The organism is Bradyrhizobium sp. OK095 (assembly GCF_900109945.1).
GTDB lineage: Bacteria > Pseudomonadota > Alphaproteobacteria > Rhizobiales > Xanthobacteraceae > Bradyrhizobium.
In genome coordinates, this window is the sequence record NZ_FOBX01000001.1 from 130,320 (window position 1) to 146,612 (window position 16,293).

The 16,293-nt window shown below is 64.7% G+C and carries 16 protein-coding genes; 12 read left to right on the plus strand and 4 right to left on the minus strand.

Annotated elements, in window-relative coordinates; all coding sequences use genetic code 11:
* Nucleotides 1-103: 103 nt before the first annotated feature.
* Complete coding sequence (locus BMW89_RS00570) at nt 104-736, minus strand: cupin domain-containing protein (RefSeq protein ID WP_092021604.1); 633 nt, start codon at nt 734-736, stop codon at nt 104-106.
* 216 nt (nt 737-952) lie between these two features.
* Here BMW89_RS00570 and BMW89_RS00575 point away from each other — a divergent pair, with 216 nt between their 5' ends.
* From BMW89_RS00575 to BMW89_RS00600, 6 genes are all read left to right on the plus strand, one after another.
* Entirely contained in the window at nt 953-2,647 is a 1,695-nt protein-coding gene (locus tag BMW89_RS00575; RefSeq protein ID WP_092021606.1) for a peptide ABC transporter substrate-binding protein, read from the plus strand.
* Between the two features lie 27 nt (nt 2,648-2,674).
* A complete protein-coding gene (locus BMW89_RS00580) occupies nt 2,675-3,625 on the plus strand; it encodes an ABC transporter permease (RefSeq protein WP_092021609.1) in 951 nt (316 codons plus the stop codon).
* Between the two features lie 2 nt (nt 3,626-3,627).
* Nucleotides 3,628-4,503, plus strand: a complete 876-nt coding sequence (locus tag BMW89_RS00585; RefSeq protein WP_092021611.1) for an ABC transporter permease — start codon at nt 3,628-3,630, stop codon at nt 4,501-4,503.
* 64 nt (nt 4,504-4,567) lie between these two features.
* Nucleotides 4,568-5,896, plus strand: coding sequence for an NAD(P)/FAD-dependent oxidoreductase (locus BMW89_RS00590; protein WP_092021614.1), 1,329 nt, complete (start codon nt 4,568-4,570; stop codon nt 5,894-5,896).
* Between the two features lie 14 nt (nt 5,897-5,910).
* Entirely contained in the window at nt 5,911-6,837 is a 927-nt protein-coding gene (locus tag BMW89_RS00595) for a 2-hydroxyacid dehydrogenase (protein ID WP_092021616.1), read from the plus strand.
* Nucleotides 6,838-6,846: 9 nt separating this feature from the next.
* Entirely contained in the window at nt 6,847-8,715 is a 1,869-nt protein-coding gene (locus BMW89_RS00600; protein WP_092021618.1) for an ABC transporter ATP-binding protein, read from the plus strand.
* 12 nt (nt 8,716-8,727) lie between these two features.
* Here BMW89_RS00600 and BMW89_RS00605 read toward each other — a convergent pair whose 3' ends face one another.
* Nucleotides 8,728-9,951, minus strand: coding sequence for a polyhydroxyalkanoate depolymerase (locus BMW89_RS00605; RefSeq protein ID WP_092021620.1), 1,224 nt, complete (start codon nt 9,949-9,951; stop codon nt 8,728-8,730).
* Nucleotides 9,952-10,141: 190 nt separating this feature from the next.
* Here BMW89_RS00605 and BMW89_RS00610 point away from each other — a divergent pair, with 190 nt between their 5' ends.
* Complete coding sequence (locus BMW89_RS00610; protein ID WP_092021622.1) at nt 10,142-10,798, plus strand: glutathione S-transferase family protein; 657 nt, start codon at nt 10,142-10,144, stop codon at nt 10,796-10,798.
* Between the two features lie 314 nt (nt 10,799-11,112).
* Here the strand turns inward: BMW89_RS00610 and BMW89_RS00615 are convergent, their stop codons facing one another.
* Complete coding sequence (locus BMW89_RS00615) at nt 11,113-11,337, minus strand: hypothetical protein (protein ID WP_092021624.1); 225 nt, start codon at nt 11,335-11,337, stop codon at nt 11,113-11,115.
* A gap of 183 nt (nt 11,338-11,520) precedes the next feature.
* Between BMW89_RS00615 and BMW89_RS00620 the strand changes: the two genes are divergently transcribed.
* From BMW89_RS00620 to BMW89_RS00635, 4 genes are all read left to right on the plus strand, one after another.
* Nucleotides 11,521-11,868 (plus strand): hypothetical protein, encoded by a 348-nt coding sequence (locus BMW89_RS00620; protein WP_092021626.1) that lies wholly within the window; start codon nt 11,521-11,523, stop codon nt 11,866-11,868.
* Between the two features lie 270 nt (nt 11,869-12,138).
* Nucleotides 12,139-13,065 carry an SMP-30/gluconolactonase/LRE family protein gene (locus BMW89_RS00625; RefSeq protein WP_092021628.1) on the plus strand — a complete coding sequence of 309 codons (927 nt, stop codon included), beginning with the start codon at nt 12,139-12,141 and terminating at the stop codon, nt 13,063-13,065.
* A gap of 213 nt (nt 13,066-13,278) precedes the next feature.
* Nucleotides 13,279-13,872 (plus strand): GNAT family N-acetyltransferase, encoded by a 594-nt coding sequence (locus BMW89_RS00630; RefSeq protein ID WP_092021631.1) that lies wholly within the window; start codon nt 13,279-13,281, stop codon nt 13,870-13,872.
* Between the two features lie 16 nt (nt 13,873-13,888).
* Nucleotides 13,889-15,535: a GMC family oxidoreductase gene (locus tag BMW89_RS00635; RefSeq protein WP_092021633.1), complete on the plus strand. Its 1,647-nt coding sequence runs from the start codon at nt 13,889-13,891 to the stop codon at nt 15,533-15,535.
* Between the two features lie 121 nt (nt 15,536-15,656).
* On the opposite strand, the gene BMW89_RS00640 is transcribed toward BMW89_RS00635, so the two are convergent.
* Nucleotides 15,657-15,905, minus strand: coding sequence for a hypothetical protein (locus BMW89_RS00640; RefSeq protein WP_143062679.1), 249 nt, complete (start codon nt 15,903-15,905; stop codon nt 15,657-15,659).
* A 43-nt stretch (nt 15,906-15,948) separates the two neighbouring features.
* Here BMW89_RS00640 and BMW89_RS00645 point away from each other — a divergent pair, with 43 nt between their 5' ends.
* Nucleotides 15,949-16,194, plus strand: a complete 246-nt coding sequence (locus BMW89_RS00645; RefSeq protein WP_143062680.1) for a hypothetical protein — start codon at nt 15,949-15,951, stop codon at nt 16,192-16,194.
* Nucleotides 16,195-16,293: the final 99 nt, after the last annotated feature.

The following is a 16,293-nucleotide window of genomic DNA, read 5'->3' on the forward strand; positions in this document are numbered from 1 at the left end:
GGATTGCCCCCGGCAGCCCTGTCGAGGAGTCCGGCATCATGTGAGCTACCGATTCCGCGCCACTCCGTCGAGGGGCAATTTCCGGAACGGATGGTCGGGGGCTTCAACCTGCCGGCGAATCGGTCTGGCTCAGCGTCGTCACCCAGATCACACGCGCCGCCTGCTGGGTCGGGTTGTCGAACATGTGCGGCACGGTGCTCGGGAAACGAAAACTGTCGCCGGCTTCCAGCACATGGGCCTGGTTGTCGAGCCATAGCCGCAGGCTGCCGGACAGGATGTAGCCGGCCTTCTCGCCGGTGTGCTGGAGGAAGTCGGTGCCCGAGGAGGCGCCGGGATTGAGCGTGAGCTCGTAGAGCTCGAGCTGGCCTTTGCCGTCCGGCGTGAGGGCTTCCTTGACGACGCCGCTGGCGGTCAGGCGCAGCAGGCGCCGGCTGTTCTTGCGCACGATGTAGCGCTGCAAATCGGTGGAATCGGTGGTCTCGAAGAAATAGGAGATGGGAACGTCGAGCGCGATGCTCAGCAGGCGCAGCGTCCGGATCGACGGCATCGCGCGGGCGCGCTCGAGCTGGCTGATCATGCCGTTGGAGAGGCCGGTCTTGGTGGCGACGTCCTGGATCGAGAGGCCGGCGCGCTGCCGCAGCAGCCGGACGGTCTCGCCGAGGCGCTGGTCGACCGCATCGTCGGTCCCGATCGGCGGGGCGTCCTTGGTGCCGTTCGTATCGCCGCGACCATCCATGTCGCTCTCCCATGCATCGTCTCAGCCCCGGACCACATCGGTTCGAGGCTCACTCAGAGTGAAAACGTCGCGCATCCTAGCAATGTGATTGACAGCTGTATTTAGTCATGATGAACTTTTGATCGAAAAATATAGAAGCACTAAAGCCCACTCCTGTCCCTTTGCCGGGGTCTCGGGGCGCGGGAGAGGTGCCGCGTGCGGGAACGGAGACTGGTCATGGCAGACAGCACCGGCAAGTTCGGCACTGGCGGACTGCATCACCTCGGCATTCCGAATCGCCGACAATTCTTCCAGCTCGGCGCCGGCGCTGCGGCGGGATGGAGCCTCGCAGGCAACGCCTTCGCGCAGACCGAACGTCCGGGTAATCCGCCGGACAAGCCGCGCGGGCAGGTGATCGCGGCGCTGTCGCAGGAGCCGACCGTCTTTCATCCGCTGATGCCCGGCATCGAGGTCGATCAGGGCATCTGGTGGCAGGTGTTCTCGCCGCTCTGGTTCATCGATCCCGACGGCAAGTTCATCCCCGATCTCGCCCGCGAAGTCCCGACCATCGAGAACGGCGGCTTGTCGGCCGACGGCCTGACCTGGAAGATCAAGCTGCGCAGCGACGTGAAGTGGCACGACGGTACGCCGTTCACGGCGGAGGACGTCAAGTTCTCGCTCGATCTGATCAACGATTCCAACTTCCGCGCGCGAAGCCGCGTCGGCCACAGCCTCGTCAAGGACATCAAGGTCGTCGCGGCGGACGAAATCCACTGGCGCATGGAAGCGCCCTATTCGCCGTACATGTCGATCCTGGGCTCGCTGACCTTCATCGTGCCAAAACATATCCTGGAGAAGGTGTCCGATCCGAACGCCTCGCCGTTCCACAACGCGCCTGTCGGCACCGGACCGTTCCGCTGGGGCGAGCGCGTGCCCGGCGACCACATCCTGCTCAATGCCCACACCGGCTATCACGGCAAGGGGCCGTACGTCGAACGCGTGGTCTTCAAATATATCCCCGACCTCACCGTGCTCTACACCCAGTTCCGCACCGGCCAGGTCGACTACACCGGCCTGCAAGGCATCCTGCCGAACTTCGTGCAGGAGGCGAAGACGCTGAAGGGGCGCAAGATCGTCGTCTCCTCGACGTCATCGGTCGAGCACATCGCGCCCAATCTGGACTTCGGTCCCTTCACCGACCGCACTGTACGGGAGGCGCTGTATCTCGCGATCAACAAGCAGGCAATCATCGATGCGCTCAACTACGGCCTGCCGGCGCAGACCGAGAGTTTTGTGCCGCAGCAGGCGTGGTCGTTCCAGCAGGGCCTGCCGCAGCACAAATACGATCCTGCCAAGGCCAATGCTCTGCTCGATGCCGCTGGGTGGACCCGCGGTGCGGGCGGCGTGCGCGAGAAGGGCGGCGTCAAGCTCGAATTCACCAATTCGACGACATCAGGCAACGCCGTGCGGGAGCAGACCCAGCAACTCCTGATCCAGGATTGGCGTGCGATCGGTGCGGCGATGCGCGTCAACAACATGCCGGCTGCGGTGATCTGGGGCGACTTCTGGCAGCAGTCGAAGTTCAACTCGGTGATCGTTGGGGTGAACTTCATGCTGGGCAGCGACCCCGATGTGACGCCGCGCTTCGGCTCCGGCGCCATTCCCGCCAAGGGCGGTCGCGGCTACAACACCTATCAATACCAGAGCGCGGAAGCCGACCGGCTGCTTGCCGAAGGCGCCAAGCAGTTCGATCTCGCGCAGCGCAAGACCACCTATGGCGATCTGCAAAAGCTCGTCCGCAACGACCTCGCGATCCTGCCGCTGTTCCAGGGCTTCATCGCCGAAGGCGTGAAGGAGGGGCTCCAGGGTTTCCGCCCCAACATCAATATGTCGATCAACTGCTGGAACATCCGCGAGTGGTATTGGGCCTGATGCATCCGGTCGGCTGGATCGCCTGACATGGCCCGTTACGTCGCCAATCGCCTGGCGCAGGCGATCATGCTGCTTGTGATCGTCTCTGCGATCGGCTTCGCCATCCTGCACATGGCGCCGGGCGGTCCGCTCTCGCAGTTTGCCGTCTCCGGGCAAATGACGCAGGAGGATCTCGATCGCGTCACCAGGCAGCTCGGCCTCGATCGTCCGCTGCCGATCCAGTATCTCGATTGGTTCGGCCGCATGTTGAAAGGCGATTGGGGCCGCTCCTATCGCGACGGTGAAGCGGTGCTGTCGGTGATCTCGTCGCATCTCGGCGCCACCTTGGAGCTGATGGCGACGGCGACCGTCATCGCGGTGCTGCTCGGCTGCTGGATCGGCGTGCTGGGTGCGTTGCGCCGCTATTCGCTGTTCGATTCGCTCGCGACCGTCGGCGCCATGATTGCGCTGTCGATCCCGACCTTCTGGTTCGGCCTCGTCACCATCTACGTGTTCTCGGTGAAGCTCGGCTGGCTGCCGGCCGGTAACCGCGAGACCATCGGCGACGGCTCCTTCCTCGATCTCTTGCATCATCTGATTGCGCCGTCGCTGGTGCTGGCGCTGGTCGAGACCGCGATGTGGGGCCGCTTCATGCGTTCCTCGATGCTCGAGGTGATCAACCAGGACTACATCCGCACCGCGCGCGCCAAGGGCATGCCGGAATGGCGCATTCTCACGGTGCACGCGCTGCGCAACGCGCTATTGCCGATGATCACGGTGGCCGGACTCCAGCTGCCGACGTTGCTCGGCGGTGCGCTGGTCGCCGAGACCGTGTTCACCTGGCCCGGCATGGGTCGGCTGTTCCTCGATTCCATCGGCTATCGCGACTATCCGGTTGTGATGGGCATCCTGATGTTCTCGGCGACCATTGTGCTGATCGGCTCGCTGCTTGCCGACATCCTCTATGCCGTCGTCGATCCGCGTATCCGGGTGGGCTAGGAATGGCAATCGCGGCTCTCTCCAATGTTCAGCTCGCGCCCGGCCAGGCTGCGTGGCGGCGTTTCCGCCGGCATCGCCTCGCGCTCGCGGGCGCTGTGATCATCCTCGTTCTCGTCCTCGGTTCGGCGTTCGGTCCTTATCTGCTGCCGTTCGACGACACCTATATCGACATCATGAAGCGGTTCGCGCCGCCGCTGTCGGGAGCGCATATCCTCGGCACCGACGAACTCGGCCGCGACGTGCTGGCGCGCCTGATGATGGGCGGGCGTGTCTCGCTCTCGATCGGCATCGTCGCGATGGTGATGGCGACGGTGGTCGGCATCGTCGTCGGCGCCTTTGCCGGCTTCTATGGCGGCGTGATCGGCGCTGTCCTGATGCGGCTCGTCGATGCCGTGCTTTGTTTTCCGACGATCTTCTTGCTGCTCACGCTGGCGGCGCTCACCGAGCCCGGTCTCGTCACCACCACCGTGCTGATTGCGGCGACCGCCTGGATGTGGGTGGCCCGCGTCGTCGAGGCCCAGGTCCGTTCGCTGCGTGAACGCGAGTTTGCGGTGGCCGCGCTCGCCTTCGGCTCGTCGAACCTGCGGATCATGTTCCACGAGCTCGTGCCCAATGCGATCGCGCCGATCGTGGTGGCCGCGACGCTGAACGTCGCCAAGGCGATCCTGCTGGAATCCTATCTCAGCTATCTCGGCTACGGCATCCAGCCGCCGGCCGCGAGCCTGGGCAACATGCTCAACAACGCGCAGATCTATCTGACCAGCGCGCCGTGGCTCGCGATCGCGCCGGGCGTCGCCATCACGCTGGCGGTGACGAGCTTCAACTTCCTCGGTGACGGCCTGCGCGACGCGCTCGATCCGCGAATGAACATCCCATGAAACGTCACATGACGAGCAAGCTCTCGATCGAACTGAAGTCCAACCTGACGTACAGGAGTGCATCATGTCCCCGCCGCTCACCCGTATAAACAGCGACGAACGCCTGCCGGCGCAGGTGGACGTCGTCGTCATCGGCGGCGGCGTGATCGGCGTCTCGGCGGCCTATCATCTCGCGAAGAAGGGTCTTTCCGTCGCGCTGGTCGAGAAGGGCCATGTCGGCGGCGAGCAGTCGAGCCGCAATTGGGGCTGGTGTCGTCAGCAGGGGCGCGCGCGCGAGGAGATCCCGCTCGCCCGTGAAGCTCTGAGGTTGTGGGAAGACATGCAGAACGATGCCGGCGTCGATGCCGGCTTCCGCCGCACCGGCGTCTTGTTTCTGACCAAGAACAAGGACGAGCTTGCCAGCTGGGAGCGATGGGCCGCGACGGCGCGCGAGATGCAAGTCCACTCGACCGTGCTGACGCCGGCAGAAGTCGCCGAGCGTCTGCCCGGCAATGCCGACAAATGGGTCGGCGGCCTGCACACGCCGAGCGACGGGCGCGCCGAGCCGTCGATGGCCGTTCCCGCGCTTGCGACCGCCGCGCGAAAACATGGCGTCACCATCCATCAGGGCTGCGCTGCGCGCGGGCTGGAGACTTCAGGCGGAAAGGTCAGCGCCGTCGTCACCGAGAAGGGCACCATTCGCACGCAAGCTGTGCTGCTGTCGGGCGGCGCGTGGTCGTCGCTGTTCTGCCGCCGCCACGGCATCGAGCTGCCGATCGGTCTCGTCAACGCCACCGCGTGCCGGACCACGCCGGCACCTGAGATCACCTCGGGCGCGCTTGGCACCGATTTCTACTGCATCCGCCGCCGCCTCGACGGCGGTTTCACGCTGGCGCTGCGCAACCGCGGCACGGTGGAATTGTCACCCGACCTGTTCCGCTACGCGTGGAGCTTCTGGCCGACCTATCTGCATCGCCGCAACGGTTTGAAGATGTCGTTCGGCAAGTCGTTCTTCGATCAGCTCACGCGCGGCACGAACTGGAGCTTTGACAAGCCGTCGCCGTTCGAGACCGAGCGCGTGCGCGATCCCGCGCCCGACATGTCGCTGGTCAATGCGGCGCTGGCCGCGTTGATCAAGTCTAACCCCGAGCTGAAGGACATCGAGGTCGCGGAGGCCTGGGGCGGCACGATCGACTGCACGCCGGACACCATCCCGGTGATCTCGCCGGTCGACGCTCTGCCAGGCTTCTTCCTCGCCACCGGTTTCTCCGGCCACGGTTTTGGCATCGGCCCCGCGGCGGGCAAGCTTGCGGCCGACCTCGTGACCGGCGCGACGCCGCTGGTCGATCCCGCCGCCTACAGCCACAAGCGCATGATCGACGGCCGCCGGCTCGCGCCGGTCAGCCCGTTCTAACCGCGGCGGCCCCGATGACATTCCTCTACAAGGCCAATCTGGTTCGCGGTGCCGAATGGGCGCGCCTCTTCGCCGAACGCGCGCCGGATCTGCCGTTCCGGCTCTGGCCCGATATCGGAGATCCCCACGCGGCGCGCTATCTGGTGGCCTGGCAACCGCCGGACGACATCGCAACGACCCTTCCCAATCTCGAACTCGTCTTCTCGGTCGGCGCCGGTGTCGATCAGTTCGACATCACAAAACTTCCGCCGCATGTGCCGCTGATCCGCATGCTGGAGCCTGGAATCACCGAGCGCATGGTCGAATATGCCTGCATGTCCGTGCTCGCGCTGCATCGGGATCTCGTGCAGTTCATCGCCCAGCAGCGCGAGCAGGTCTGGCGCGAGCTTCCCGCCACGTACACTGCGGAGCGGCGTGTCGGGGTGATGGGGCTCGGCCTGCTCGGGCAGGCCCTGCTCGAGCGACTCACATCATTCGGCTTTCCGCTGCTCGGCTGGAATCGTTCGCCGCGCAGCATCGAGGGCGTCACCTGCTATGCGGGCGCGGACGCCTTGCCGGATTTCCTCGGGCAGACCGACATTCTGGTCTGCCTGCTGCCGTTGACGTCGGAGACGCGCGGCATCCTCGATGCCAAGCTATTCGCAGGTCTGCCGCGCGGCGCGCGGCTGCTCAATGTCGGGCGGGGCGGGCATCTGGTCGAGGCCGACCTGATTGCGGCGCTCGATAGCGGTGTGCTCTCGGCTGCCGTGCTCGATGTCGCTGATCCCGAGCCGGTGCCTGCGGGCCATCCGTTCTGGAGTCATCCGCGGATTCTCCTGACGCCGCACATCGCGAGCACGACGAAGCCCGAGACGGCCGTCGACTACGTGCTCGACACCATCGCGCGCCACCGCCGTGGCGAGCCCCTGCCGGGGCGTGTCGACCGTGATCGCGGCTATTAGGGTCATCGTATGAGCATCGGCGCAAACGCATCCGACCAGATCGATGCCGAGGCGCAGGCGCCGGTGCTGTCGGTCGCGGGCCTGACAACGTCCTTCTTGCGCGAGCGGCAGTGGCTCCCCGTCGTTCGCAACGTCTCGTTCGATATCGCGCCACGCGAAACCGTGGCGATCGTCGGCGAGTCCGGGTCCGGCAAGAGCGTCACTGCCCTCTCGATCATGCGGCTGATTCCGAAGGAGAGCGGGCGTGTCGAGGGCCGCGTCATGCTCGCCGGCCGCGATCTGCTGGCGCTGCCCGAAGCCAGCATGACGGATATCCGTGGCAACGATGTCGCGATGATCTTCCAGGAACCGATGACGAGCCTCAATCCGGTGCTCACCATCGGTTTCCAGATCGCGGAGGCGCTGATCCAGCATCGCGGCCTGTCGCGTGCTGCGGCGGAGGCCGAAACCATCCGCCTGCTCGATCGCGTCCGCATCCCCGCGGCAAAAGCGCGTTTCCATGAGCACCCGCACCGCTTCTCCGGCGGCATGCGCCAGCGCGTGATGATCGCGATGGCGCTGGCCTGCAGGCCGAAGCTGCTGATCGCGGACGAGCCGACCACCGCGCTCGACGTCACCATTCAGGCCCAGATCCTGGAGCTGCTGAAGGAGCTTCAGAACGAAGAGGGGATGTCGATCCTCTTCATCACCCACGACATGGGCGTGGTCGCCGAAATCGCCGACCGCACCGTGGTGATGTATGGCGGGCAGGCGGTGGAAACCGATGCGACGTCGCGCATCTTCGCAACCCCCTCGCATCCCTACACAAGCGCGCTGCTCGCAGCGGTGCCGCGCCTCGGCTCCATGGACGGGCGCACCCGGCCGATGCGTTTCCCGATCGTCGACAAGGTGACGGGCACCTCGGACGAGCCGGCGGAGACGCCCGATACGGTCTCTCCCGCCGAGCGCCCGCTGCTCGAAGTGTCCAATCTCACGACGCGCTTTCCGATCCGCTCCGGCTTGTTCGGCAAGGTCTCGGGCCGCGTGCACGCCGTCGAAAACATCTCCTTCACCCTGCGCGCCGGCGAGACGCTGGCGCTGGTCGGCGAATCCGGCTGCGGCAAGTCGACGACGGGCCGGTCCATTCTCAAGCTGACGGAGCCGGATTCGGGGACGGTTCTCATCGACGGCAAGGATGTGCTGGCGATGAACGGGCGCACCTTGCGCGACTTTCGCAAGCACATGCAGATCGTGTTCCAGGACCCGTTCGCGAGCCTCAATCCGCGCATGTCGGTGGGAACGGCGATCGCGGCTCCCTTGCTTGCCAACGGCCTCGCCTCGGCGTCGCAGGCGCGCGACAAGGTCGCCGACCTGCTCGTCCGCGTCGGTCTGACTGCGGACATGGCTGCGCGCTTCCCGCACGAATTCTCCGGCGGCCAGCGCCAGCGCATCTGCATCGCGCGTGCGCTCGCGCTCGGACCAAAGCTGATCGTCGCGGATGAGGCGGTCTCCGCGCTCGACGTCTCGGTCAAGGCGCAGGTCGTCAATTTGATGCTCGACCTTCAGGCCAGCATGGGCCTTGCGTACCTCTTCATTTCTCACGACATCGCGGTGGTCGAACGCATGAGCCACCGCGTCGCGGTGATGTATCTCGGCGAGATCGTCGAGACCGGCCCGCGCGCGGCAGTGTTCGGAAATCCGCAGCATCCCTACACGAAGAAGCTGATGGCCGCCGTGCCGGTGCCCGATCCGTCGCGCCGCGGCACCAAGCGCGAGGTCGCCAACGACGAGATCAGAAGCCCGGTGCGAGCGCCGGACTACCAGCCGCCGGTCCGGCAATATCGCGAAGTGTCGCCGGGGCATGTCGTGCAGGTCTGGGGCGAGGAGTGGTCGGCCTGAGGCGGGCGCCCCTCACGAATTGACGTGCACGAAATCCCGCAGCAGCGGATAGATCTCGTTGTTCCAGCGCTTGCCCGAGAACACGCCGTAATGGCCGACGCCGGCCTGCATGTGATGGACGCGGCGATAGGCGCGGACGCCGGTGCATAGGTCTTGCGCGGCGAGCGTCTGGCCGATCGAGCAGATATCGTCCTTCTCGCCCTCGACCGTCATCAGTCCCATACGGCCGACGGCCTTGGTGTCCACGGGACGTCCGCGGTGCATCAGCTTGCCCTGCGGCAGCAGATGTTCCTGGAACACGTCGCGCACGGTCTCGATGTAGAACTCGGCCGGAAGGTCCATCACCGCGAAATATTCGTCGTAGAAGGTCTTGATGCTCGCGGCCTTCTCCTTCTCGCCCTTGGCGAGGTGGTTGGCGAGATCCATGTGCTGCTTGATGTGGCGCTCGAGATTCATCGAGACGAACGCCGTGAGCTGCACGAAGCCCGGATAGACTTTGCGCAACGCGCCGCGGCACTGCATCGGCACGTAGTTGATCAGATTGCTTTCGAACCAGTCGATCGGCTTGCTCTTGGCGAAGTCGTTGACCCTGGTCGGGAGGATCCGCGTGTCGATCGGACCCGCCATCAGCGTCAGCGTCGCAGGTCGCGAGGGATGGTTGCCCTCGCACATGACAGCCGCGGCCGCGAGCGCGGAGACCGACGGCTGGCAGATCGCGACCATGTGCGGACGCGGGCCGAGCTGTCCGAGGAAGTCGATGAGGTGATCGGTGTAGTCTTCGAGCCCGAAGCGGCCCTCGCTGAGGGGAATGTCGCGCGGATTGTGCCAGTCGGTGATGTAGACATCGTGGTCCTGGAGCAGCGTCTTGGCGGTGCCGCGCAGCAGTGTCGCGAAATGGCCGGACATCGGCGCCACCAGCAGCATGCGCGGCTGCTCAGCCACGCCTTCCTTCTTGAAATGCAGCAGCGAGCCGAACGGCGTCGCGTAGGCGATCTCCTCGGTGACGGCGACCTCGCGATTGCCCACCATGACGCTGTCGATGCCATAGGCCGGGCGGTGATGGGTGAGGGTGGAGCGCGAGATCATCTCCAGCGCGGCCGAGAGCCGGCCAACCACCTGATCCGACATCCCCTGCGGCACGAGATTCATGAATCTGAGCGCGGACGAGGCTCCCGCCCGAAATGGTGCCGTCAAATCCATGTGGTTCTGAAAGGCCTGATAATTCATCGACATCATACTAAGCGCCCACCTGTCCCGTGCTGCTATGCAATATCGAAGCCAAACGAGAGTCAAATCGCCCTGAAAATTGGCACGTTGCTTGCTGTTGAAGCGGGTGAATGAACGGGTGAATCTGGGAAGCACAGGGTGTGGGCACCTCCGTCGGACCGGGGCGGGGTGCCAGTATCGGGCGTGAGGGAAGGGCCATATGGCAAAGGCGACACTGACCATCAGCAGCAAGAACTATTCGTCCTGGTCGCTGCGTGGCTGGCTGCTGACGAAATTTTCCGGGCTCGATTTCGACGAGCTCGTGACCGCGCCCGACGACGCGTCGGCGCGCGCGGAAATCCTGCTGCTGTCGTCGTCGATCCTGGTGCCATGCCTGCGGCACGACGGCGCCACCGTCTGGGATACGCTGGCGATCGCCGAATATCTCAACGAGGCGATGCCGGACGCAGGCCTGTTGCCTGCGGACCGCGTCCAGCGCGCCCATTGCCGCTCGATTTGCGGCGAAATCCATTCCGGCTTCACCACGCTGCGCGCTTCGCTGCCGGTCAATCTGAAGGGGCACTTCCCCGGCTTCAAGATCTGGTCGCGGGCGCAGGCCGACATCGACCGCGTCTGGGCGATCTGGAGCGACTGCCTGGAGAAGTCGGGCGGACCCTTCCTGTTCGGCGAGAAGCGCACCATGGCGGACGCAATGTACGCGCCGGTGGTGACGCGCTTCGTGACCTACAATGTCAAGCTCGAGCCGCGGCTGCAGGCCTATGCCGATACCATCATGGCCATGCCAGAGATGAAGGAATGGGTCGCGGCGGCCAAGGACGAGCCGGCCGAGATTGAGGAGCTCGAGGTCGAATATTAGGCAGGCCTGCCTCCGCCCTGCCTGTTTCGGGGGCGGGGATCGCCTGGGGCGGCGGTGAGAGCCATGCCTTTTCCGGCCATGACTTTTCCAACCAGGCCTTTCCGCCGTTAACTTTTGGCGCCGGCTCCAGGGCCGGGCCGGCCCGCCGCTCTCGTAGATATTGTGCGGGCCAGAGGGCGCGCGCCGACATCTAGCCGTGAACAACCGCGTACAGGGCCACGCCGCTGATTCGGACGCGATTCGTTCGGGCCGCGTTCCCAAGGTTAAGGCGGAGCGCGGCCCCGTTGCATTTTGAGACAGAAACGGCCGTCAGCTCAGGCGACGCTGGTGTGCTTCAGGCGCGGCAGGCGCCAGCCGATCACGGTCGCTTCGACTGCGACGCCGGCTGCGTCGTTCTGCCAGCGTCCCCCGACATAGCGGCAGGCGAACGGCAGCTGATACGTTCCGCTGTGGTCCTCGCACAAAACTTCGACCGGCAGGCCGGGTGGCGGCTCTCCGGCGCCATCGAATTCCGCCAGACGTCTATCGCGCGTTGCCATTCCAAAAATCTCCCCTAAACAAAGCCGCGGAAAGAGCGCCCATTTCTCCCGCGTGCGGATCATCGTTCCCCGTCCGAGGGAACACGCCAAGCTCAACGCGAGAATGCGGTGCGAGTGTGGTAGCCTTTGGCGGCTGCGCGCAAACAGCGCACTTTGCCGTGATTGATTTGGTGAGGAACCTGCATGCAAGTTCGAAGCGTGGGCGGTTGTGTCGTGATGTTGCTGCTCGCGACGCTGGCGCCGGTCCGTGCGCAGGACGTGCCCGGCATCGAGATATGCACCGTCGAGAAGACTATGGAGCGGCGCACGAGCTGTCTCCAGAGCAATGTCGACTTCCTGCAAAAGACGATCACCAAGCTGAACCTCGATCACCAGCAGAAGCTGGATGCCGCGGCTCGCCAGATCGACGCGCTGAAGGTGACGCTTGTCGGCTTGCAGAAGACAATCGGCGATCTCCAGACCGCGCAGACGAAGATCGCGGAGGATGTGAAGAAGAAGCAGGGCGCGCCGCCGCCGAAGGATGCGAAGTAGGTTTCGTAGGGTGGGCAAAGCGAAGCGTGCCCACCATCCTTAGCGACGCATGCGGATCGATGGTGGGCACGGCGCAAGCGCGCCTTTGCCCACCCTACGGATTTTGTCGTGTCGCGAAGACCGGTGCGGCAGCAGCGCGCAACGCTGGCATACCTGCCCGCTTGCTTGGCAAGCCCCGGTGACTTTGTCATAACCACAGGCAAATCTTGCGTGTGGGGCCCGTGCCGGACATCCCGTGCAAGCCATAACAAGCAGCCGGGAGGGTCTCACATGTCCAACGTCCGCGTTCTCGCCACCGACCTCGAATTTCCCGAAGGACCTGTGGTGATGCCGGACGGCTCGGTCGTGCTGGTGGAGATCCGCGGCCAACGGCTGACCCGAATCTATCCCGACGGCCGCAAGGAGATCGTGGCCAAGGTCCCCGGCGGCCCGAATGGCGCAGCGCTGGGCCCTGACGGCAAGATCTACATCTGCAACAATGGCGGCTTCTCCTGGATCCCGACCGGCCAGATGATCATGCCGGGCCCGCAGCCGGACGATTATCTCGGCGGCTCGATCCAGCGCATCGACCTGCAATCCGGCAAGATCGAGACCGTCGTCACGACATGCGGCGAGCACGATCTGCGCGGGCCGAACGACCTCGTCTTCGACAAGCATGGCGGCCTCTGGTTCTCCGATCTCGGCAAACGCCGCCCCCGCGAGATGGATGTCGGGGGCATGTACTATCTCAAGCCCGGCATGAAGGAGATCGTGGAGGTCGTGCACGGCGTGCTGCCGGCCAACGGCATTGGTCTGTCGCCGGACGAGAGCATTGTCTACATCGCGGAGACGCCGACGGGACGGCTCTGGGCCTATGAGCTGTCCGCGCCGGGCACGCTCAAGCCGCGCGAAGTGATCTATCGCGGCGAGCGGGGCAAGCCGATCTGCGGCCTCGGCGGCTACCAGATGTTCGACTCGCTCGCGGTCGAAGCCAACGGCAATGTCTGCGTCGCCACCCTCGTCTCCGGCTGCATCTCGGTGATCGCGCCCGACGGCACCCTGGTCGAGCAGGTCCCGACCGGCGACCGCGTCACCACCAACATCGCCTTCGGCGGCCCCGAACTGAAAACCGCCTACATCACTCTGTCGGGCAAGGGCGAGCTGATCGCCATGGACTGGCCGCGCGGCGGTTTGCCGCTCAATTTCCTAAACAAGTAAACGGTGCTAGTTACGGTCCTAACGAGCGAGGCAAAGCAACCAGCAGACCCTCACCCTGAGGAGCGCGCATCTCGCGCGCGTCTCGAAGGGCGAGGCCACCAGCCGGGCCTTCATCCTTCGAGACGCGCGTTCCGCGCTCCTCAGGATGAGGAGTTGGCGGTCTGGATTGCTTCGTCGCTTCGCTCCTCGCAATGACAAAAGAGAGATGCTCAAATGCCCTGGCCTGATCCCATCACCCTGCGCGGACAGCACGCCCGTCTCGAGCCGCTGTCGCACCAGCATCGCGAGGGGCTGACGGAGGCCGTGAAGGACGGCGAGCTGTCAAAGCTCTGGTACACCGCGATCCCGCTGCCGGAAAACATGGGCAAGGAGATCGACCGCCGCCTCGGCTTGCAGAGCGCGGGCTCGATGCTGCCGTTCACCGTGTTCGATGCCGGCGGCGCGATCGTCGGCATGACCACCTACATGAACATCGATGCCGCCAACCGCCGCGTCGAGATCGGCTCGACCTGGTATGGCAAGGGCGCCCAGCGCGGGCCGCTCAACACCCAGTGCAAGCTGTTGCTGCTCCGGCATGCCTTCGAGACGCTGAATTGCATCGCGGTCGAGTTCCGCACGCATTTCTTCAATCACCAGAGCCGCCGCGCCATCGAGCGCCTCGGCGCCAAGCAGGACGGTATCCTGCGCAGCCACCAGGTCACGCCGAACGGCACGTTGCGCGACACGGTGGTGTACAGCATCACCGCGGCCGAATGGCCGACGGTGCAGACGCATCTCGAATATCAACTCAACGACAAGCCGCGCTAAAGGCGGCCGAGGCACCATGGACAGATTTGATTATGTGATCGTCGGCGCGGGTTCGGCGGGTTGCGTGCTCACCAGCCGGCTCAGCGAAGATCCCAACACCAGCGTCTGCGTGCTTGAGGCAGGGCCCAGCGACTGGCATCCCTACATCCATCTGCCGGCGGGTTTCATCAAAACCTTCCACATGAAGAGCATCAACTGGGCCTACCAGCAGGAGGTGGGACCTTACACCGGCGGACGCAGCATCTACGCGCCGCGCGGCAAAACACTCGGCGGCTCGTCCTCGATCAACGGCCACATCTACAACCGTGGCCAGCGGATGGATTTCGACACCTGGGCGCAGATGGGTAATCGCGGCTGGGGCTACGCCGACGTGCTGCCCTACTTCAAGCGGCTGGAGAAGCGGGTCGGCGAGGGCGAGGACACGTTCCGCGGCCGCGACGGCAACCTGACCGTCACCACGATGAACTGGCGCGACCCACTCTGCGAAGCCTTCATGGAAGGGGCGGTCTCGCTCGGCATTCCCCGCAACCCAGACTACAACGGCAGGATCCAGGAGGGCGTCTCCTACTGCCAGCGCACCATCGACAAGGGTTTGCGCGTCTCCGGCTCGACCGCATTCCTGAAACCGGCGATGAAGCGACCGAACGTGCATGTGCAAACGCACGCGCACGCGACCGAGATCATCTTCGAAGGCAAGCGCGCCGTCGGCGTGCGCTACACCAAGGGCGGCAAGGGTGGCACGCCAGTGGAGATTCGCGCCAACAAGGAAGTGATCCTGTCCGGCGGCACTTACAATTCGCCGCAGCTGCTCCAGTTGTCCGGAATCGGCTCTCCTGAGCTGTTGCAGGCTCACGGCATCGCGGTGCGCCAAGCGCTACCCGTTGGCGAGGGCTTGCAAGACCATTACGCCCCCCGCACGGTGGCGCGCGTCAAAGACATCAGGACCATCAACGAGCTTCGCCGCGGCGTCTCGCTCTGGATCGAGGCGTTGAAATGGGCGACAACGCGCGGCGGCCTGCTGTCGCTGTCGCCGACCATGGTCTATTGCTTCTGGCATTCCGGCGAGAGCGCCGATAGTTCCGACCTCCAGCTCACCTTCACGCCCGCGTCCTACAAGGAAGGCGTGCAGGGCCAGCTCGAAGACGAGCCCGGCATGACCGTCGCCTCCTGGCAGCAGCGCCCCGAAAGCCGCGGCTATGTCCGCATCCGCTCATCTGATCCGTTCGCGCCGCCGATCATCCAGACCAACTATCTCGACGCCGAGCTCGACCGCCGCGTCATCGTCGGCGGCATGAAGCTCGCGCGCAACCTGCTGAAGTCCGCGCCGCTCTCGCCCTACTACGCCTACGAGGATTTCCCGGGCCCCAACATCAACACCGACGACGAGTTTCTGGCCTCGGCGACCGAGCGCGGCACCACCACCTTCCACCCCGGCTGCACCTGCCGCATGGGCCCGGCGGACAGCACGTGGGCCGTCGTCGACGATCAGCTCCGCGTCCATGGGTTGGAGGGCCTGCGCGTCATCGATGCCTCCGTCATGCCGCGCATGATCTCGGCGAATTTGAATGCGTCCACCATGATGATCGCCGACCGCGCCTCGGACCTGATCCGCGGCAAGCAGCCGATGGAAGCCGCGCGGATACCGGACGCGGCGGTGGCGTGATCTGCGTAGGGTGGGTTAGCGGAGCGGCGGCGCGAAGCGCAGTCCGCTCGGCGTAACCCACCATTTCTCTCGACGCGGAATCAGAAGAGGTGGGTTACGCTGACGCTAACCCGAACCCACCCTATGGTTTTTCCGGAGATTCGACGCCATGCAAACGAGGTCCGAACTGATCGACCGATGCCAGGAAATGGTCGTCGCCGGGAATGGCAAAGAAGACCTGATAGCCTATCTTCGAGCCGAGGGAGGCGACAAGATTGAGAGCATCGCGGTTCTGCGCGAAGCCTTGAACGTCAATCTGGGTGAGGCAAAACGCCTGGTGCATTGCAGTCCAACATGGGCCGATGTTCGGCAGCGAGATGACGAGTTTCATGATCAGTTCTCGACGATTCCTGGGACACAGGAAGGGCAGTGAGATGAGCAGGAAGTGGAGGCTTTCGGCTTACGAGGCAAACGAGAAGATCGAGTTCGAGAACCAGGGAAGCTTCGATGAACTCGTCGTCGGCGACTGGCTGCACGTCGAGCAGATGGACGATAAGGTCTGGTGGCTTCGCCTCGGGGATGCTCGTGTTTTTGTGACGTTGCGGGGCGGCGAAGAGCCGAGGGTCGACGTCGAGCGCGGGTTCTATGGACCGGCGAACGGAATTACCAAAGTTCCGTAGCCCGGATGGAGCGAAGCGCAGTCCGCCTGGCGTAACCCACCACGTCTCTCGACGCGGAGACAGAAGAGGTGGGTTACGCTGACGCTAACCCACCCTACG